This window comes from Staphylococcus sp. 231237_7MaSpsaltlick (assembly GCF_043107035.1).
The window spans coordinates 170,211-189,745 of sequence record NZ_JBICNX010000002.1; the positions used below are offsets into that span (position 1 = coordinate 170,211).

At 32.2% G+C, this 19,535-nt stretch carries 16 protein-coding genes; 12 read left to right on the forward strand and 4 right to left on the reverse strand.

Features of this window, described 5'->3' with window-relative positions; genetic code table 11:
- Positions 1 to 291 precede the first annotated feature (291 nt).
- Positions 292 to 1,722: a YfcC family protein gene (locus ACF91D_RS03935; protein WP_039069457.1), complete on the forward strand. Its 1,431-nt coding sequence runs from the start codon at positions 292 to 294 to the stop codon at positions 1,720 to 1,722.
- Positions 1,723 to 1,998: 276 nt separating this feature from the next.
- Here the strand turns inward: ACF91D_RS03935 and bioB are convergent, their stop codons facing one another.
- Positions 1,999 to 2,967 carry a biotin synthase BioB gene (bioB, locus tag ACF91D_RS03940; protein ID WP_327620952.1) on the reverse strand — a complete coding sequence of 323 codons (969 nt, stop codon included), beginning with the start codon at positions 2,965 to 2,967 and terminating at the stop codon, positions 1,999 to 2,001.
- Positions 2,968 to 3,226: 259 nt separating this feature from the next.
- On the opposite strand from bioB, the gene ACF91D_RS03945 reads away from it, so the two are divergent.
- Together ACF91D_RS03945 and ACF91D_RS03950 are read left to right on the forward strand one after the other, a co-directional pair.
- On the forward strand, positions 3,227 to 4,048 hold the full coding sequence (locus tag ACF91D_RS03945; RefSeq protein WP_101051052.1) for a MerR family transcriptional regulator: 822 nt from the start codon (positions 3,227 to 3,229) through the stop codon (positions 4,046 to 4,048).
- Positions 4,049 to 4,143: 95 nt separating this feature from the next.
- The gene (locus tag ACF91D_RS03950) at positions 4,144 to 5,631 is read left to right on the forward strand and encodes an MFS transporter (protein WP_327620953.1); all 1,488 of its coding nucleotides are present in this window, start codon (positions 4,144 to 4,146) and stop codon (positions 5,629 to 5,631) included.
- Between the two features lie 161 nt (positions 5,632 to 5,792).
- On the opposite strand, the gene ACF91D_RS03955 is transcribed toward ACF91D_RS03950, so the two are convergent.
- Positions 5,793 to 7,286: a CoA transferase gene (locus tag ACF91D_RS03955; RefSeq protein WP_327620954.1), complete on the reverse strand. Its 1,494-nt coding sequence runs from the start codon at positions 7,284 to 7,286 to the stop codon at positions 5,793 to 5,795.
- 115 nt (positions 7,287 to 7,401) lie between these two features.
- On the opposite strand from ACF91D_RS03955, the gene ACF91D_RS03960 reads away from it, so the two are divergent.
- The 8 genes from ACF91D_RS03960 to ACF91D_RS03995 all read left to right on the forward strand — a co-directional run bounded on the left by ACF91D_RS03960 (position 7,402) and on the right by ACF91D_RS03995 (position 15,536).
- Entirely contained in the window at positions 7,402 to 7,986 is a 585-nt protein-coding gene (locus ACF91D_RS03960; protein ID WP_080750313.1) for a TetR/AcrR family transcriptional regulator, read from the forward strand.
- Between the two features lie 408 nt (positions 7,987 to 8,394).
- On the forward strand, positions 8,395 to 9,696 hold the full coding sequence (locus tag ACF91D_RS03965) for an LLM class flavin-dependent oxidoreductase (RefSeq protein ID WP_107548895.1): 1,302 nt from the start codon (positions 8,395 to 8,397) through the stop codon (positions 9,694 to 9,696).
- A gap of 13 nt (positions 9,697 to 9,709) precedes the next feature.
- Positions 9,710 to 10,276, forward strand: a complete 567-nt coding sequence (locus ACF91D_RS03970; protein ID WP_259338830.1) for a GNAT family N-acetyltransferase — start codon at positions 9,710 to 9,712, stop codon at positions 10,274 to 10,276.
- On the forward strand, positions 10,266 to 10,937 hold the full coding sequence (locus ACF91D_RS03975; RefSeq protein WP_107548896.1) for an amino acid ABC transporter permease: 672 nt from the start codon (positions 10,266 to 10,268) through the stop codon (positions 10,935 to 10,937). Before ACF91D_RS03970 ends, ACF91D_RS03975 begins: the two co-directional genes overlap by 11 nt.
- Before the next feature lie 12 nt (positions 10,938 to 10,949).
- Positions 10,950 to 11,723 (forward strand): amino acid ABC transporter ATP-binding protein, encoded by a 774-nt coding sequence (locus tag ACF91D_RS03980; RefSeq protein ID WP_107548897.1) that lies wholly within the window; start codon positions 10,950 to 10,952, stop codon positions 11,721 to 11,723.
- A 47-nt stretch (positions 11,724 to 11,770) separates the two neighbouring features.
- The gene (locus tag ACF91D_RS03985) at positions 11,771 to 13,054 is read left to right on the forward strand and encodes an MmgE/PrpD family protein (protein WP_241962751.1); all 1,284 of its coding nucleotides are present in this window, start codon (positions 11,771 to 11,773) and stop codon (positions 13,052 to 13,054) included.
- On the forward strand, positions 13,051 to 13,812 hold the full coding sequence (locus tag ACF91D_RS03990) for a transporter substrate-binding domain-containing protein (RefSeq protein WP_107548899.1): 762 nt from the start codon (positions 13,051 to 13,053) through the stop codon (positions 13,810 to 13,812). Before ACF91D_RS03985 ends, ACF91D_RS03990 begins: the two co-directional genes overlap by 4 nt.
- Positions 13,813 to 14,108: 296 nt before the next feature.
- Positions 14,109 to 15,536, forward strand: coding sequence for an aldehyde dehydrogenase family protein (locus tag ACF91D_RS03995; protein WP_039069466.1), 1,428 nt, complete (start codon positions 14,109 to 14,111; stop codon positions 15,534 to 15,536).
- Between the two features lie 418 nt (positions 15,537 to 15,954).
- Here the strand turns inward: ACF91D_RS03995 and ACF91D_RS04000 are convergent, their stop codons facing one another.
- Positions 15,955 to 16,428: a DUF805 domain-containing protein gene (locus tag ACF91D_RS04000; protein WP_119585281.1), complete on the reverse strand. Its 474-nt coding sequence runs from the start codon at positions 16,426 to 16,428 to the stop codon at positions 15,955 to 15,957.
- Positions 16,429 to 16,671: 243 nt separating this feature from the next.
- Between ACF91D_RS04000 and ACF91D_RS04005 the strand changes: the two genes are divergently transcribed.
- On the forward strand, positions 16,672 to 17,283 hold the full coding sequence (locus ACF91D_RS04005; RefSeq protein ID WP_039069467.1) for a YIP1 family protein: 612 nt from the start codon (positions 16,672 to 16,674) through the stop codon (positions 17,281 to 17,283).
- A gap of 552 nt (positions 17,284 to 17,835) precedes the next feature.
- On the opposite strand, the gene mbcS is transcribed toward ACF91D_RS04005, so the two are convergent.
- Positions 17,836 to 19,407 carry an acyl-CoA synthetase MbcS gene (gene mbcS, locus ACF91D_RS04010; RefSeq protein WP_039069470.1) on the reverse strand — a complete coding sequence of 524 codons (1,572 nt, stop codon included), beginning with the start codon at positions 19,405 to 19,407 and terminating at the stop codon, positions 17,836 to 17,838.
- Positions 19,408 to 19,535 lie beyond the last annotated feature (128 nt).

Sequence of the window (19,535 nt, forward strand, 5' to 3'; positions counted from 1 at the left end):
AAATCAATATTCTTTTAAATTTATATATATAACAATATTGACACTTGAATTATTTTTATTTTTCACTGTATCTACTGCCTCCATTGTTTACATTACGGTCAAATATTAACGCTCATTTCAAACATATAATCATTTAATTTTTTATTTATAATTGTAAATTAATATTTCATATGTATATTAAAATGTAAAAATCAACAAAAATATTTCTAAATTTTCAGAATCTAACAAATTATTTTTAATTATTTTATGGTAAATTTAATTTATTTAGCATTTATATAAGGGGGAGGTTATTTGAGTTACTTCAATAAAGAACGCAAGCATGCGCCAAAGCCTAAGAAAAAATTTAAAATGCCACACATCTATGTCATTTTATTTATTTTTGGTGTAATCGCTACGCTTGCTACTTATATTGTTCCATCAGGTGAATTTAAGAGAATTAAAGGGCCTGAAGGCAGAGAAATGGTGGATGCTGATTCATTTCACTACATTACTTCTGCACCCGTAGGCATTGTCGACTTTATATCGATTATTCCTAGAGGACTTATTGAAGCTGGGGAAATCGTATTCTTTACATTAATTATTGGCGGCATGTTCATGGTACTTAGAAGAACGGGTATCATCGAAATTGCTGTTGATAACTTAGCACGTCGTTTTATTTATAAAAGTATATTTATTATCCCTGTGTTAACTACAGTATTTGCCATTGTGGCTACTTTAATTGGTACTGCAGAACTATCACTTGTTTATATTCCTGTCATCATTCCACTCATTATCGCTTTAGGCTATGATTCTATCACTGCCACAGCGATTGCTCTTTGTGGAACAGTTGTTGGCTTTACAGTAGGTGTACTTAACCCTATCAATACAGGATTAGCACAAAAGCTTTCTGGTATTCCAGTATTCTCGGGTATCGGTTTGAGAATCATCTTGTTTATCGTAGTGTTAGCAGTCACAATTATTTTCATTATGCGTTATGCTAGAAAAGTTCAAAAACAACCTACTTTAAGCTCCGTATATGAAGATGACTCAGAAAAAAGAGAGCTGTATCAGCACATTACAGAACATGCACCAACTAAAGCTACAACAAGACAAAAATGGGGCATAGCTGTTATCTTTGTCTTCTTTATTATTCTAGTTTACGGCGTCACTACCCAAGGCTGGTTCATGGTAGAAATGGCCGGTTTATTTATATTTATGGGTGTTATCGTCGGATTCGTTTCAGGTCTATCAACACAAACTATTTGTGAAGCTTTCAATGATGGTTTTAAAGATGTACTCATGGGTGCAATTATCGTTGGCCTTGCACGTTCTATTGCTGTAGTTCTTGAAGACGGCAAGATTATGGACACCATTGTCCATGGATTAGGTTCAGTCATTGATGGTACGACGCCAACAATTGCAGTCGTTGGCATGTATGCAGTACAAGTGCTTATTAACTTCATAATATCTTCTGGTAGTGGGCAAGCGTTGGTTACAATGCCAATTATGGCTCCTTTAGCTGATATGTTAGGTATTACTAGACAAACTGCTGTCTTGGCATTCCAACTTGGCGATGGCTTCACGCACATATTTTATCCTACAAGCGGTTACTTTATGGCAGCATTAGCCATAGGTGGTGTTTCTTATACTAAATGGATCCGCTTCTTCTTCCCACTCTTTATAATATGGGCAATTATTTCTATCATTACATTAATTATTGCTCAACTTAGTGGATGGTCTTAAATAACTTTTTATCACATAGTAGTATTTTAAAAATATAATATGCATGACTAAGTCAAAAATTGCATGTGCTATGATATTTATCGCAAAACAGTACGCTTAAAATAACACCATGCATAAAATCAATGCTTAACAATCTATATGTCTTTTTGTGACGATTTTTAATTTTGAGGGAGCAAGAGATAAACTTATTACTAGTTTCTCCTGTTCCCTGCATTATTGAATGAATTAAAGCAACCTAAATTAAAAGCATTTATACGTGAGGTAGTCCATTGCTAATCAGTGATTACCAAAATCAATTTCAAAACCTAAATCTTCTATCATTTTATAATCTAATTTATTCGGCTGACCACCTGTAATAAGATAATCTCCCACGAATATTGAATTTGCAGCTTTTAAAGCTAGTGGTTGTAGCGAACGTAAATTAACCTCTCTACCTCCTGCAATCCGAATTTCTTTAGACGGATTTATAATTCTAAATAACGCTATGATTCGCAAACATTTCATTGGTGTTAACTCATCCATGTCACCAAACTTCGTCCCTTTAATAGGATGTAGAAAATTGATAGGGATACTATCCGCATCTATTTCTTTCAATGCAAATGCCATATCTATAATGTCTTGATTAGATTCCCCCATACCACAAATCACTCCAGAACATGGCGAGATATGATTTTCCTTCATGATTTCTATCGTATCCATTCTATTTTTGTATGTATGCGTAGTTACAACTTCCTCATGATAATTTTCACTTGTATTAATATTATGATTATATCTATCCACGCCAGCTTGCTTTAGTTTTTTAGCTTGTTCATCATTTGTTAACCCTAGACACGCACATATCTTAAGTTGAGGATGTTTTGCCTTAATTTCTTCTACTGATTTACTTATATGATCTATTTCTTTATTACTAGGTCCTCTGCCACTCATTACAATGCAGTACGTACCTATGTCATGTTTATGTGCCACTTCAGCACCTTTAAGAATTTGTTCTTCGGGAACTAATGCATATCTTTGTTTTTGCTTCATATCTCTAGACTGCCCACAATAACCACAATTTTCTGGGCATATACCACTTTTTGCATTTAAAATCATGTTCAATTTCACTTTTTTTCCATAATAATGTTTTCTCAAAATATATGCTTCATTTAGCAAATCTAATGTATCTACACTTGCGTCTGTATATAAATTCAGTAACATTTCTTTCGTCAACCGCTTTCCTTGTAAAATACTTTGAGCTAATTTCATATATACATCCCCTTTTAAAATATGAATTAAATATTATTTTTAAATTTCTACTTAATTCATCATAAAACTAATCAACACTAAATGTAAACCTTTTATATATTTTAGTTTACATTTAACTTGCATTAATTCAATATACTTCGTAATCCTCTCTATTTTCTATGACAATAGACAATATTTTCCTACTAAATATTTGAATGTTTTTAACTACTGAATGATAATTATATTACTTTACATATTATTAACGCGTAGGAGGTAATTCATGAGTTTAGCAGAAACTTTATTTACGACGGGAGAATTCTCTGAATTATGTAGTGTAAAAAAGCAGACACTTTTCCATTATGATGAAATTGGTATTTTAAAGCCTCAATATAGAAATGACAAAGGCTATCGATTTTACACTTTAAAACAATTAGAAATATTTAGTGTGATTGATATATTGAAGGAGCTTGGTTTATCGCTTACTGAAATAAAGAAATTTTTAGATATTCGCTCACTACCTAAAACAATTAATCTGTTAGCTGACAAAGAAAAAGAAATAGATTTGAAAATCCAACAATTAAAACAACAAAAGCTAACCATACAAAATAAAAAGAATTATTTATATGAGTCTTACAAAGCTGACTTTTCTTCTATAGATATTGTAACGTTACCAACACAATACTATTTGTTAAGTGATACTATCGGCGATGTAACACTTAAATCTTCATCGCATAAACTCATGTCATTTATCAATTTTGTAAAGTTTAATCATTTAGACTCTGGTTATCCTATTGGTGTAATTATTGCTAAAAATAATATTCAAAATGATAAATACACTGAGTTTACAAATTTTTATATTCAAGTAGAACAAAATATAGAGCAATCACATTTTACTAGAAACAAAGGACAGTACATTATTGCCTATCATGAAGGCCCTGATGAAACATTATACAAAACACATAAAAAAATTAAAGATTATCTAATAAACACTGGATTTAAAATGATTGGTGATAGCTTTGAAGAATATGTTGTTGATGAAATCAGTACTAATGGGCCCGATAAATATGTCACAAAAATTTCTATAGCAGTCGAAAAAATTTAACACTTTCTATTTTTCATAAAAACTTACAAAACCATTCTTGACTATACGGTAACCGTATAGTTTATATTTTTATATATGGAAAGTAGGTGACTGTTATGAATATTAAAAAATGGATAATCTTATGTTTGGTCTCTAGTGCATTATTTTTAATCGTGATTGACATGACAGTTTTATATACTGCTCTGCCATTGCTAACACATGATTTAGAAGCGACAGCTACACAAAAATTATGGATTGTTAATGCCTATGCTTTAGTAGTTGCAGGGTTATTACCTGGTCTAGGCACATTAGGAGATTATGCAGGCTATAAAAAAATGTTTTTACTTGGTTTGGTTATTTTTGGTGGTGCTTCATTACTAGCAGCAAGTGCTACGACACCAACTGTATTAATAATGGCTAGAGTGTTATTAGCTATAGGCGCCGCTACAATGATGCCTTCAACACTATCAATCATTAAATTAACGTTTAAAGATTACCAAGAACGTGCTTTAGCACTAGGCATTTGGTCGGCAATCACTGCAGCTGGTGCAGGTTTAGGCCCAGTAATAGGTGGTCTATTATTAGAGAAATTTTCATGGCCATCTGTATTTATTATCAATATACCTATTGTGATTATCGTCTTAATTATTTCTTATATTTTAATACCTCAATATCCTACAAATAAAGATGGTAGTTGGGATTTTATAAGCTCATTCCAAATCATGGTAGGACTGATTACAGTTGTATTTGCAATCAAAGAATTAGCTAAACCAGATAATAATTTAGTAGTATTATTCGGGGCTTTCGCTATTGGACTCATTGCTATAACTATGTTCATTAGAAGACAAAATAGATTAAAATTCCCATTAATCAATTTAGCAATCTTTAAAAACCCGTATTTTACTGGCGGTACTATTGTTGCTATTACAACTTCCTTTATATTGATGGGACTTGAATATATTCTTTCTCAAAGGCTACAACTTGTTTTAGGCTTAACGCCATTAAATGCTGGGTTAATAATAATGATGATGGCTTTAGCCTCACTGGTAGGCGCAATTTTGATTGGTATCATATTAACTAAATTTGGTACGTTAAAACTACAATGGGTAACATTACTATTGGCCTTCATTGGTATATCAGCGTTTTATTGGGTTTTACATGCACATTTAGCCATACAAATTATTACTTTAATCGTAATTGGTCTTGGTTTAGGCAGCGCAATGACCTTAGCATCTAACGCGATTATGTCAAATACGGATGATAAGAATTCTGGAATGGCCGCTTCTATTGAAGAAGTGTCATTTGAATTTGGTGGCTCATTAGGCATCGCAATTTTAGGCGGATTATTCTCTGTTTTCTACAGTTTATTCTTTAATTTTAATAATAATTCTGTTGATTTATCTAAGGTAAAAGGCAGTTTAGATGAGACATTGATCCAAGCCGAACAACTCCCTTTACCTATCAGCAAAGAACTTATTGATGCTGGCAAAACAGCATATGACGATGCCTTTTCGCTCATTATTATTATAAGTATTTTATCACTAGCATTTACCATTATCTTATTGATATGGATGGACTTAAAACATAAACGATTGCCTGAATAAATAAGAACATTATAAGATTATAAAAAGCAGATGAAACGTTCAATTTATGAACATTTCATCTGCTTTACTCATGTTTTTATATCATTATTAAACACAATCGTAGCTATCAAACTAACTAATACGCAATCTAAGCACACTTTAAATAAAGTAACTTCAGAGCCTTACGATAACCATTCTGGTTTACTAGACCCTCTAGGAATTAATGTAGTATGGTAATAACCAGGTGTTTCTGACATCGTAACTTGGTCAGTCACACCGATATAATGCCCGAGTGGTGTCTCAGATTCAAATTGGTCAGGATCGACAATTGCATGGGTATCTGTCGTATTAAAAACATCATTTACATATGCTTTTTCAAAAATACCTAGGGACATTAAATAGAGGGAAACACGACTCAAGTTAACCTGAACTCTATAACTGCCGCCTTCTTTTGCTCTTCTTTCTAACGCTTTAATCGCTCCAGTTTCTAACAACCATGATATGACATAATCATTCACAACCACGATTGGTGGTAGTTTAGGTTGATCTTCGGTACCTTCTAATGCCATAACACCCGTAGCGCTTCCAGCAGTTTGATCGAAACCATTTCTATCTGACCAAGGACCTTGATCACCATAACAATTAACAGAACAATGAATAATTCCGGGTCTTTTTTCGGCAAGTTCATGAGGAGTTAAATGTCTCTCTTGCATGAAACCATATCTTTTATTCATGAAAAATATATCTGCTGATTTTAATAGATCATCAAATTTTTGTTGATGTTCAGTTGAATGATCGATATCTAAATAAGTTGATCTCATGCCGATATGTGAAGTTAATAATAAAGTTTCCTCTTCTAGCTCAGAAGGTCTCCATACATTTAATACATCTGCACCATGTAAAGCTAATCCTCTTCCTAAACCTGCACCAGCAATTACATGACCCATGCCTAACGCCCGGACGCCATCTAATGGTTGTTGAGGGTTTTCGCTGAAGCTTTCGGGTTCTGATTCACCAATTTTCTCTATCGTAACAAGTGGTTCTTTAGCAATATATCTAAACTGTTCTTCTTCCATAAATTCAGGCAATGTTCTTACCATAGGTATCACGACGCCTTTTTCAGCAGCAGATTCTTCCAAATCTTTGGCATCCCACTGTTTAATCGCATGAGCGACAGACTGCTTGTTTGGTAATGCTTTGATAAGTTCAAGCGTATGTCTATGTGAACTTGGGTAAGGGTTTAATGGCATCACCCATCGATTATCTTTTGTTTGATAAAAGCTAAATCTTGTTGGATTATTTGGAAAATATTGTTGTTTAGCAGGAAATCCATTTAGTGTTTCCCATTTTCTTTCATAAAAAGGAGATAAACGTTTCAAAGCCTTTCTTATATCTACATAAATATCTTGTCCATTACCTCCCCTGTTTTGCCATAAGGATGCAAGCGCAACAGACTTGGCAGCTAAGCCAATACCAGCTAATGAAGCAATTCTTAGTGTACTCGGTTGTATTGGATCCTTACCATAGAATGTAACTTCCCCACCAGCATCCGCAGTTGAATAGCCAATATCATTCAATAATTTTTCTAGCTCAGAATTAATATCAAAATCATCGTCTTTATTTATACGGTTTTGATAATTGTGTAGTAACACTGTTTTTAAGTCTTCATTTAGCATTTCTTTTCCTTCTTTCTCAATAGCTTTATTTCATTATAGTTATTTCGTTATACTCATTAAAGTAAGCGAAAGTTCAAAAATATACACTTCGTTTATAATTGTTTATTTTTAAGGAGTGTTTTTTATTTATACGAATAAGCGAAATAAAACTCAAAAAAGCATTATAGCTTCGGCGTTGTTATTACTAGAAAAACGCGCTTTACCTGATATTACAGTATCTGATATATGCAACGGGGCTAATATCACACGTGCGACATTCTATAAATACTATAAAAATATTGATATATTATACAAAAATATTAAAACACAAACACTCAACGAATTATTTGGTAACCCTTATGTCTTCTTTAATAAGCATCAAAATATTTTAGATGCTCAATTGTACTTAGCAAACCAAGTTTTTCATTATATTATTCATCATCGCTATTTATTCAAAACTTTAATGCTCAATGACCCTAGGTTCAATTTAGACATGTATAACTATTTTAAAGAAAACTATATTAACTTTTTAAGCAATACTATTGTTAATAATCACAATTTAGAAATTGATGATCAATTTTTATGTACATATATCGCTTCTGCCTATACTGGTATCATCTATGAGTGGGTGCTTTCTGATTTTGAAATGTCACCTATTGATTTGACCCATAGCATGATTTTTATAAATTCAAATGGTCCAATAAGTGTTTTAGAGAAATAAAATTTATTGAAAATTATTAATAACAAAGCTTCCTATTATATAGTTCAAATTCTTGAATATGGATACAATCTAAAATAAATAGATTATACATTTTAAATTTTAAAAGATTATATTAATATTTATAAAATCGCTTACTATTATAGTTTAGCGATTTTTATTAATTTATAATCGAAAAATATCTTGAAAATAATTATAAATATACATTTAATAATTGCACTTATACCTCTTTTGATTTTTAAACTTTTATACATATCTTTAATTTAAAATTATAAAAAAAGATAAATAATATACTTTAGCACAAACTGATAATAGAAATAACATATAAAATTTAATTGCTCACATAAAAGACTAATGCTATCATTTAATACATATAAGTATAGTCGGAAATGTTGAGAGAGGATGTTTTTTATGAAAAAAAAATATATGAAATTAGGATTATTTTTAGCGGGTTACGGTCATCACGTTGCGAGTTGGCGACATGATGAGGCAAGTGATAAAGGCCCTATGGATTTAGATCATTTAATACATATTGCAAAAAAATCCGAGATTGGGAAATTTGATTTGTTATTCTTAGCAGATAGTTTATTTGTATCATCTACTTCACATCCTAATATTTTAAGTCGTTTTGAGCCACTAACACTTCTTTCAGTGTTATCTAGAGAGACAGAACATATTGGTTTAGCAAGCACTGCTTCAACAACTTATGAACAACCTTTTCATTTAGCTAGAATTTTCAGTTCTTTAGACCATATTAGTAATGGGCGTGCCGCATGGAATATCGTTACTTCTTCTATTAATAGCACAGCTCAAAACTTTAATGGCGCAAAGCATATGGAACATGAACTTCGTTACGAAAGAGCAGAAGAATTTGTAGACGTAACCAATAAACTATGGCGCTCATGGGATGAAAATACATTCACACGTAACAAAGATAATGGACAATTTATTGATGAACAAAAATTACATACCATTGACCATACTGGCAAACACTTTAGCGTAAAAGGCCCTTTAAATATTGAACGATCACCACAAGTAAGACCTTTGCTCATACAAGCCGGTTCCTCCCCTACTGGTACCGATTTAGCAGCAAAGGTGGCTGACGTAGTCTTTACAGCGCAGAGTAATATCTCAGATGCTCAACAATTTTATAAAAACTTAAAAGAAAAAGTCCAACAACATGATAAAGCAAGTGATGAAGTATCAATCATGCCAGGATTATTCCCTGTTATCGGTGCAACTGAAACTGAAGCACAAAATAATTATCAAAATTTACAAGATTTAATTTTACCTGAAATTGGGTTGAAAATATTATCACCTTATCTTGGTGATATTGACTTAAGTAATTATGATTTATCAACTCCGTTTGAAGACATACCTTTTGATAGTGGTAATGGGGTCCAAAGTCGCTTTCAAGTAATTTTAAAAATTGCCAAAGAAGCACATTTAACCCTTGAGCAAGTGATGAAACAAGTAGCAGGTTCAAGAGGCCATCATATTGTAATTGGCACACCTGAAGCTATTGCCGATAAAATGCAAGATTGGTTTGAAAATAAGGCTGCTGATGGCTTTAATATCATGCCGCCATTATTGCCAACACAATTCGACTTATTTGTTGAGCAAGTTGTACCGATTTTACAGCATAGAGGTTTAGTTCAACAAAATTACGAAGGTGGGACTTTAAGAGAAAAATTTGGTTTACCAAATAAATAAGGAGGCAGCAACATTGCCAATAATCAGAAGAGCAACTATTGATGACGTTGAAGAGATTGTAGCCTTGATGCACGAAGCATATGCACCAATTAGAAAACTAGGCATAAACTTTGCTTCTGCTTACCCAACAGTTGAAAAAGTAAGAAACAACATTTTTCAAAACTTATGTTTTGTATATGAATCAGATCAAAAATTGATAAGCACCTTATCATTAAGAATGCCTTGGAGTAATAACCCAGGCCCTTATTACTTTCCACATATATGGTGGCTAGCAACACACCCTGATTATAAAGGTTTGGGTATTGGCGCAAAAATGCTCCAATATATCGAAACAGAAATTGTACAAAATGACTTACATTCTCCAGCCGTTACTTTAGGCACTGCTGATAACCATCCCTGGTTAATGAAAATGTATGAAAGAAAAGGATATAAAAAATTTGGTAGCCAAAACCTTGGCAAAGGTCATGTGACACAATACTTTATCAAAGTGTTGCAGCCATATTTATTTAAAGGTACTGCTGAATTACAACAACAATTTACCAATGTAACGTACGAGGAGGATACCCAGCATGGCATTTGATCCAATATACTTTTTAGAAAGTTTCCCTAAGATATTACCTTTTTTACCGACAACAATCTATTTAGCGATTGTTTCACTTATTATTTCTATCGTAGGCGGACTCGTACTTGCTATTATTTTAAAAGCAAATATCCCTGTACTTAAACAATTAGCCCTACTATATATTTCGTTTTTCAGATCTATACCTAGTTTAGTTCAATTATTCCTTATTTATTACGGTTTACCTCAATTGATTCCAGATATGAAAGTGATAGATGCACTCACTGCAGCAATTATTGGGTTGAGTGTTAAAAATTCGGCTTATTTAGCAGAAATTTTCAGAGCGGCTATTGCTTCCGTTGATAAAGGGCAATTTGAAGCCGCACATTCTATTGGATTAAATAAAGTTCGCACATATTTTTCAATTATATTACCCCAAGCAACTAAAAATGCCATTCCTGCTACAGGTAATATCTTTGTGGGCTTAATTAAAGAAACTTCACTCGTTTTCACATTAGGTGTAACTGAAATATTTGCTAAGAGTAAACTACTTTCCTCTGAATCATACAAATTTTTAGAGACATTTTTAGCAGTCGCTATCATTTATTGGATTATCACAATTTTATTCAGTTACTTACAAAATCTACTTGAAAAACGTATTAATAAACCATATGAGAATTGAGGCGACTATTAAATGATTAAAATTGAAAATTTAAAAAAATCTTTTGGAAAATCCGAAGTATTAAAAGACATTAATTTAGAACTCGCTAAAGGAGAGGTCTTAGCTATAATTGGGCCTTCTGGTTCTGGTAAATCAACATTATTGCGTTGTTTGAATTGGTTAGAAACACCAGATTCCGGTAAGTTAACTATTAATGGATATGAAGTATCAGCATTAAATGTAAATAAAACTAATAAAAATAATTTAATAAAGCAATCATCTATGGTCTTTCAACATTATAATTTGTTTAAAAACAAAACAGTCCATGAAAATGTAGCCATTGGTTTAAAAGGAAATAAGAAACTTGAAAAAGCAGTAATTAATCAACGTGCCGCTACGTATTTAGAAAAAGTAGGCTTATCTCAATTTAAAGACAAATATCCAGCTACTCTATCTGGTGGACAACAACAACGTGTCGGCATTGCTAGAGCGTTAGCATTGGATACACCTCTATTATTATTTGATGAACCTACTTCAGCATTAGACCCCGAGTTGGTTAACGGTGTATTAAATATCATTAAAGATGTAGCCAATTTACAAAAAACATTAATTATCGTCACACATGAAATGTCCTTTGCAGAAGATATTGCCGATAAAGTTATATTTATGGAGGATGGCTATATAGTAGAAAGTGGTACGCCTAAACAAATATTTCACAATCCAAACCACCAACGCACACAAGCCTTTATTAATAAGCAAAACGTCTCCAATCATTTAACAGAGGATGATGACACATTAAAACGATAACATCACAATTTATAGATGAAATAAAGACTAGTGCAACTTCAATTGGTATAGACGAAAGAACAGAAGCTACAAAAGGTATCATAGATTTTGTAGCAACAGCATTTGCATCTGCACATAATCCATCTATCCAAAAGTTAATCACAGCATTAATCAAAGAACATGGCTCAGGAGAAAGTATGATAGTTGGGTACAACGAAACGCTAACTGCTAGTGATGCTGCATTAGTTAATGGTTATATACTTCATTACTTAGACTATGATGATGTGCATTCTGATTTAAGAGGCCATGCATCATCTATTATTTTGCCTTCATTGCTTTCATTCTGCCAAAATAAGTCATTTCAATTCCAGCATTTTTTGGACAGTTACATTATAGGCATTGAAGTTGCAGCGCGAATCGGCAGAACAATTGGTTCCAATCACTATGAATCGGGTTGGCATTCCTCTTCAACTATAGGTGCATTAGCCGCTACAATGGCTTGTGCATACTTATTGGATTTAGACAATGATACTTGCGCTAATGCATTAGGCATCACAATTACAACAACAAGTGGCTTACGCGCACAATTTGGTACAGATGTGAAACCTTTGCATATAGGTTTAGCTGCACAAAAAGCTTATAACGCTATTATGCTTAGTCAAGACAATACTATTGTAGGAAATAAGGACCTACTACCAACTTTTTATGAGGTGTACAGCCAACACCAAAACGTACCAAGCGCGTTATTTGAATTAAACAACGGACAATTAGCTATTATTCAACCAGGATTATGGTTTAAATTATATCCTTGTTGTTCAGCAAATTATCATGCAATTGATGCCACTAAATCATTATTAGAAAAACATTCTATTACTACGCAAAATATTAGAAAAATAAATGTTATTTTTCCACCTAATGGTGATGCTGCATTAACATTCAAACACCCTACTAACGGGTTAGAAGGTAGATTTAGCGTAGAGTATGTGATTGCTAAATTAATTAAAAATCGTCAACTTACGATTCATGACTTTTCAGATGTTCCAATTGAACAAAGTATAGCTACCATAATGTTAAATATTGAAAGACACTATGATGGTTTAATTACACCTAGTGAGAATGCGTTACCTACAGGAAGATTCACAATTGTTGAAATTATTTTAAATTCTCAACAAAAATATCGTATGCGGATAAACGCTCCTAAGGGCAGTCCTAATGCTCCTTTAAGCCAAAACGAATTATTAGAAAAGTTAAAACAATATGCACCATGGCAAGCCCGTCATATCGAAGATTTAAAGACGATAAAAAATACAGAAGACTTTAAATTATACATTAAACCCGGAGGAAGAAAATGAAGAAAATAATAATATTTACATTAGTTAGCTTATTTGTATTAGCAGGCTGCTCATCAGGAAAAGATAAAGGTACGATTGTCGTAGGTACAACCGGACAAAGTTATCCGAATTCTTACGAAAAAGACGGTAAGTTAGTAGGCTATGATATAGAAGTATTTGAAAAAGCTGCACAAAAAGCTGGTTATAAAGTGAAATGGGTCAAAGCGGATTTCTCTGGAATTATGGGGCAATTAGATTCCGGACGCGTAGACTCTGTTGCTAATGCCGTGGCTGTGACAGACGAAAGAAAAGATAAATATCAATTTTCAACACCGTACTCTTATATAGGGAGTCAAATTGTAACTTCGACTAAAAACAAAAACATCAATCAATTCTCAGATTTAAAAGGAAAAACAGTTGCTGGTGTCATGGGATCTAATCATACTCAAGCTTTGACTCAATTTAACAAAGACAAAAACTATAATATGAAAACAAAAACATATGAAAATAGAGAAAGTGCAATGCTAGATTTAGACAATCATAGAATTGATGGCTACATCAACTCTAGTTCAGTACTTTCAGCAGAAAAAAATAAAAAAAATAAAGACATTAAATTTGTAGATAAACCTATAAATGTAGAAGAAACAAGTTTCCCATTCAAAAAAAATAATGCTGATAAACAAAGTGACATCAATAAGGGTATTAAAAAGCTAAAAGATAGTGGAGAATTAAAGAAACTATCCAAAAAATATTTTGGTGAAGATACTACTAAAAAATAACCTTTTATATTGAAGGCGAAATAATGAAATCTTTAGACAACATTAGATTTCTATTTCGCTTCTTTTTTTCTTAATTTACAAACCAAAGTTGTAATTTTTCACTATATTACCTATCTTGTATAAAGATTAAAATAAATTATCCTCCTCTAATATTTCTACTGAAAAAATATTTTCTCAGTATTTAAGCAAAAATATTGAAACCCGATTAAAACGGTAGTATTATCACCTAATGTCAGTTTGAAATTCACTTCACAAGAACTGGACTATGAATATAAAAGACTAAGAGGAGTGTAAATATGTTCAATCAAACAAAACAATATATCAACGGAGAATGGGTAGAAAGTCACAGCAATGAAACAATGGATGTTATTAATCCAGCAACAGAAGAAGCTTTCGGTAAAATTGCTAAAGGTAATGCTCAAGACGTTGAAGATGCGGTAAATGCAGCAGATAGCGTTTATTTAGAATTCCGTAATACTTCAATAGAATACCGTCAAAACTTACTTAACGATATCGTCAAAGAATACGAAAATCGTAAAGATGATTTAATCAAAGCGATGACTTTAGAGCTTGGTACACCAATTACAACATCTGAAAATGTTCATTACGAAATGGGATTATCACATTTTAAAGCAGCAAGAGATGCTTTAGATAGCTTTAATTTCAGAGAGCGCAGAGGCGACAATCTCGTAATGAAAGAAGCAATCGGTGTAGCAGGATTAATTACACCTTGGAACTTCCCTACAAATCAAACATCAATAAAATTAGCAGGTGCATTTGCTGCAGGTAGTACTGTCGTGTTAAAACCTTCAGAAGAAACACCATTTGCTGCAATTATCTTAGCAGAAATCTTTGATAAAGTGGGCGTACCTAAAGGCGTCTTCAACTTAGTAAATGGTGATGGTCTTGGTGTTGGTAACCCAATCTCTGAAAATGAAAAAATTAGAATGGTATCTTTCACTGGTTCTGGCAATACTGGTAGTAAAATTATGGAAAAAGCAAGTAAAGACTTTAAAAAAATATCACTTGAATTAGGTGGTAAATCGCCTTATGTCATCTTAGAAGATGCTGATTTAGACAAAGCTGCAGATGCAGCAGTTCATAAAGTAGTTGGTAATTCAGGACAAGTTTGTATTGCCGGCTCAAGAACGCTTGTTCCAGAATCTATCAAAGATGCGTTCATTGAAAAAGTAAAAGAAAAAATGAGTGCAATCAAAGTTGGCGACCCTCAAGATGCAACTGTAGAGATGGGACCAGTTATTAACAGTAAACAATTTAATCAAATCCAAGAATTTATTAAAATTGGTGAACAAGAAGGCGCAACAATTGAATTAGGTGGAGAAGGTAAACCTGAAGGACTTGAAACAGGCTACTTCATTAAACCAACTATTTTCTCAAATGTAGATAATCATATGACTATCGCTCAAGAAGAAATATTTGGACCAGTAATGTCTATTATTACTTACAGTGATGTTGATGAAGCAATCAAAATCGCAAATGATACAAAATATGGTTTAGCTGCATACGTGTATGGTTCAGATATGGACACTTTACAAAAAGTAGCTACTGCATTTGAAGCAGGCGTTATTGAAATTAATGAACACCCAAGAAGTGCTGATATGCCATTTGGTGGTTATAAACAATCTGGTATCGGTAGAGAATGGGGAGACTATGGTATTGAAGAATTCTTAGAAGTTAAATCAATTTCTGGATTCTTTCAATAAATAATAGTAATTAAAGCAAGGTGCCCATCTGTTTTATATTTAAATGAAACACTAATCAAATACACTTCCATTTGAAATGTAATAAACCCCAAAAGCTGAACTTTAGAATTCAACTTTTGGGGTTCTTATATTATATATACTACAAAATTGTTTTTACATCATATTAAGTCAAAATATTTTTAACCACTTTCACTATTCCACCAATTATATTAAGGAATACATCTAATATGATAGTAAAAATACTTTCTTTGCTCTCTTTATTTAACTTTCTTTTTGTTTGATTACACATTACCTTCACATCCTTGTTCAAAGATTCCAAATTGACAATCATTAATAACTATAAACCTTTATTTCTAGAGAATGAGGAAATGCTTATTTAAAATTTATCATAACTAAAGTTATAAAATACTCTAATTATTTATTTTTTATAATCCTTGCTTTTAGGATTCGGACCATATTGGTTATCTTCTTTTTGCCCTTTTGAACAACTAATCACTAATGCAACAATTAAGATAACAAGATAAATAACTCCAGCTATAACAAATACGATATCTAGCCCAGTATTATCTATTTTCATAATATCTAGGTTTATAAAGTTATTTATATCCTCAAAAAAAGTAACCAGAAAAATGATAATTGGTATTAACATAGTCATACCTACATCATGAAATCTTCTAACTGTAACAGTGAACATCGCAATTGTAACTAATATATATATTAACCAACCAATTATTTCTTCTATTATAGTTGGAATTGGTAATATATATATAAACAAACTTATCACAATATAAAGAAGTATATTCATTAAAATAGGATACCAATATTCTTTTCTTCGTGATCTGCCTGTAACATTTAAGGCATTAATCCAAAATAACTTGTAGTAATGTAACATCAATTTGCACCTCTATGTATGTTTTATTAAACCAATAAAATCGAAACACTATCTCGCAACAATAAATATATAAAATATCATAAATTAACAATTAAACTTTAATGATGAAATGTTAATAGCAAACTAATTTTACATCGATATTAAAGTTTTTATTGTATTTAGTTAACTTTTAATAAGTTGTTTTAATATATTGTAGCACGTGTTATGCTTTTTAAAAAGATACACTTAGGAGGCAATATACATATGGAAACATCTAAATTACCATTAGCTCAACATTTTTCAAATTTACGGGCTAATCCTAAATGGGCATTAAAATTACTTATTGCTGTTATCGTTGTGGTACTATCCACCTTGATTAGCAGTAGTTTAATTGACTATGATACATTGTTTAAAGACACTGGTTTAAGCGGGCAAGAACTTGAACAAACGAAAGCCATAGGACAAATCACCGGAGTCATTAGTGGCATTGTTGGCGGCATTATCGGCATCGGTATTACATTTGTTATTTTCCTATTAATTTCAAAAATCATGAAATCTGATGCTAGTGCTAAATCTATTTTTTCAGCTACATTAAGCTATACAGTTATCACTAGTGTAATTGGACTTATCGTGATTTTTATTCAATGGATTGCAGGCTTGTCACCAACGGACTATGTCATAACAAGTCTCAATATTTTTGATAAAGGCAATAGCTTTCTTAGTGCATTCAACTTACAAACACTTATAGGCGCTTATGTATTTGGCGTAATGCTCTTAGCTACAAATCGTTTTTCTAAAAAATCAGCAATTATATGGTCTATTGTCTATTTAGTTATCTTAGTAGGCTTTGCATTAATTGGTGCTTCTTTCCAATAATTATGGAATCAGTAACTTTTAAAATTATAAATTTTTAAGTGCTATTTGATCTGCAACGCGTGGATAAGTAACACTAGAGACCTACGTGGACTACTTTTGCATTTCAACTCTATAGTACCTATATGAGTAAAACCCGAGACATAGATAAATGTTTCGGGTTCTTTTTTGTATTATTTAAATTTTAAAATCATAATAAAATACTTGTAATAAATAAGATGCTAGTAATTATAAATAATACTCCTGCCACTTTAGACTTTCTTATATAAGCTATGCCAATAGACATTGTGAATATCGCTTGAAAGATATTCTGGACATTATTTGTAAAATGAACAACTTCAAAAAGACCTAAACAATTAATGACAATAAAAATAATTGCAATAACGATAAATATAATCTCATAAATTTTGAAATCTTTATTTATACTCAAATAAAAATCTCCTTTATAAATTTATATTTTCTACATGATGACGCCAGAAAAAGAAACTTGTAATAATAAATAGTAACTACAAAACATTTAATAAAAGTGACAAACGATTTTGTTTAATGAATGAACTATTTATTCTTTTCCGCTTCTCTTAATTCAATGCGTCTAATCTTACCTGAGTTTGTTTTTGGTAAGTCTTCTACAAACTCTATAGCACGTGGATATTTGTATGGTGCAACGTCTTGTTTTACATAGTCTTGAAGTGTTTTGACTGTATCATCAGTTGCTGGTATATCATCTTGCAAGATAACAAAAGCTTTAACGATATTACCTCTAATTTCATGTGGGCTAGCAACTACAGCACATTCTTTTACATATTCATGTTTTGTAAGTGAGTCTTCTACCTCAAATGGTCCAATTGTATACCCAGAACTGATGATAATGTCATCTTTACGTCCTTCAAACCAGAAATAACCATCTTCATCTAATTTGGCTAAATCACCTGTGATATAATAATCTCCTATTCTGGGTTCAGCAGTACGTTCAGGGTCTTTATAATAACCTTTGAATAATGCAGGTAAGTCTAACGGCACTGCTATATTGCCTACTTCACCAATTTCTGCTAGTTTACCATCATCATTGATAACAGTAACATAACTACCAGGAATTGCTTTGCCCATAGACCCTGGGCGACTTTCTGTATCTTTCAAGAAACCGATTAATAAAGTACTTTCCGTTTGTCCGTATCCATCTCTAACTGTAAGATTAAAATTGGCTTGGAATTTTTCTACAACTTCTCTATTTAAAGGTTCACCTGCAGACACTGCACTATGCAAATGTTCTAAGTTATACTCCGTTAAATTAGGGAGTTTTGCCATCAAACGATATTCAGTAGGTGTACAGCAAAGAACGTTAATTTTATAATCTTGTAGTAATTCTAAATATTTCTCCGCGTTAAATTTACCATTATAAACAAATGCTGTTGCGCCTGATCCCATAATTGAAAGAAACGGACTCCACACCCATTTTTGCCAACCAGGCGCTGCAGTAGCCCATGCAATATCGTCTTCTTTAATACTCAACCAATGTTTAGGCGCCATTTGCATATGTGCATAACCCCAACCATGTGAATGTACCACAGCTTTCGGATTGCCTGTTGTGCCAGATGTATATGATAATAAGGCAATATCATCTTTAGATGTATCAACAATTTGTAATTGATCTATTTCTCTAACCGATTCTGAATCGACCGTATACCAATCATCGTACTCTCCACCAACGATAAATTTTGTTAATGTGTTGTATTCTTTAACTGCTTTAAATTCGTCAATACTATCAGCAGTTACGACGATAGCTTTGACCTCTCCGTGTGAAATTCTATATTGTAAATCTTTTGTACGTAACATTTCAGAGCTTGGAATTACTACAATGCCCAATTTCAAAGCGGCTATGTAAATTTCGTACGTTTCAATAGAACGTGGCATCATCACAAGAACTTTGTCACCTTTTTGTAAACCATGTTTTAAAAACATATTGCCGACTTTGTTCGCATTTTTTATCAATTGATCATATGTGATTGATTGTGTTTCGCCCTCAGCATTTTCAAAAATAATAGCTTTTTTATTTTCATCAGCTGTATATTTTTCGATTTCGCTAACGATATTATACGTATCTGGAGCGACTAAATCTTTTTTATTCATTATTAACTCTCCTTTAATTCTAAATCTATAATTAACGTATTTACATATGCAAACACAAACCATTAATCATACTTTCGTTAATACAAAGTAACCCTATTACTTAATAACACCATAATTCTAATCCTTCT

Excerpts from the sequence above, each read along its gene's own strand:
- bioB (WP_327620952.1), bottom strand. The coding sequence starts at position 2,967 with ATGAAATTAGCTCAAAGTATTTTACAAGGAAAGCGGTTGACGAAAGAA.
- ACF91D_RS03945 (WP_101051052.1), top strand. The coding sequence starts at position 3,227 with ATGAGTTTAGCAGAAACTTTATTTACGACGGGAGAATTCTCTGAATTA.
- ACF91D_RS03950 (WP_327620953.1), top strand. The coding sequence starts at position 4,144 with ATGAATATTAAAAAATGGATAATCTTATGTTTGGTCTCTAGTGCATTA.
- ACF91D_RS03955 (WP_327620954.1), bottom strand. The coding sequence starts at position 7,286 with ATGCTAAATGAAGACTTAAAAACAGTGTTACTACACAATTATCAAAAC.
- ACF91D_RS03965 (WP_107548895.1), top strand. The coding sequence starts at position 8,395 with ATGAAAAAAAAATATATGAAATTAGGATTATTTTTAGCGGGTTACGGT.
- ACF91D_RS03975 (WP_107548896.1), top strand. The coding sequence starts at position 10,266 with ATGGCATTTGATCCAATATACTTTTTAGAAAGTTTCCCTAAGATATTA.
- ACF91D_RS03980 (WP_107548897.1), top strand. The coding sequence starts at position 10,950 with ATGATTAAAATTGAAAATTTAAAAAAATCTTTTGGAAAATCCGAAGTA.
- ACF91D_RS03990 (WP_107548899.1), top strand. The coding sequence starts at position 13,051 with ATGAAGAAAATAATAATATTTACATTAGTTAGCTTATTTGTATTAGCA.
- ACF91D_RS03995 (WP_039069466.1), top strand. The coding sequence starts at position 14,109 with ATGTTCAATCAAACAAAACAATATATCAACGGAGAATGGGTAGAAAGT.
- ACF91D_RS04000 (WP_119585281.1), bottom strand. The coding sequence starts at position 16,428 with ATGTTACATTACTACAAGTTATTTTGGATTAATGCCTTAAATGTTACA.
- ACF91D_RS04005 (WP_039069467.1), top strand. The coding sequence starts at position 16,672 with ATGGAAACATCTAAATTACCATTAGCTCAACATTTTTCAAATTTACGG.
- mbcS (WP_039069470.1), bottom strand. The coding sequence starts at position 19,407 with ATGAATAAAAAAGATTTAGTCGCTCCAGATACGTATAATATCGTTAGC.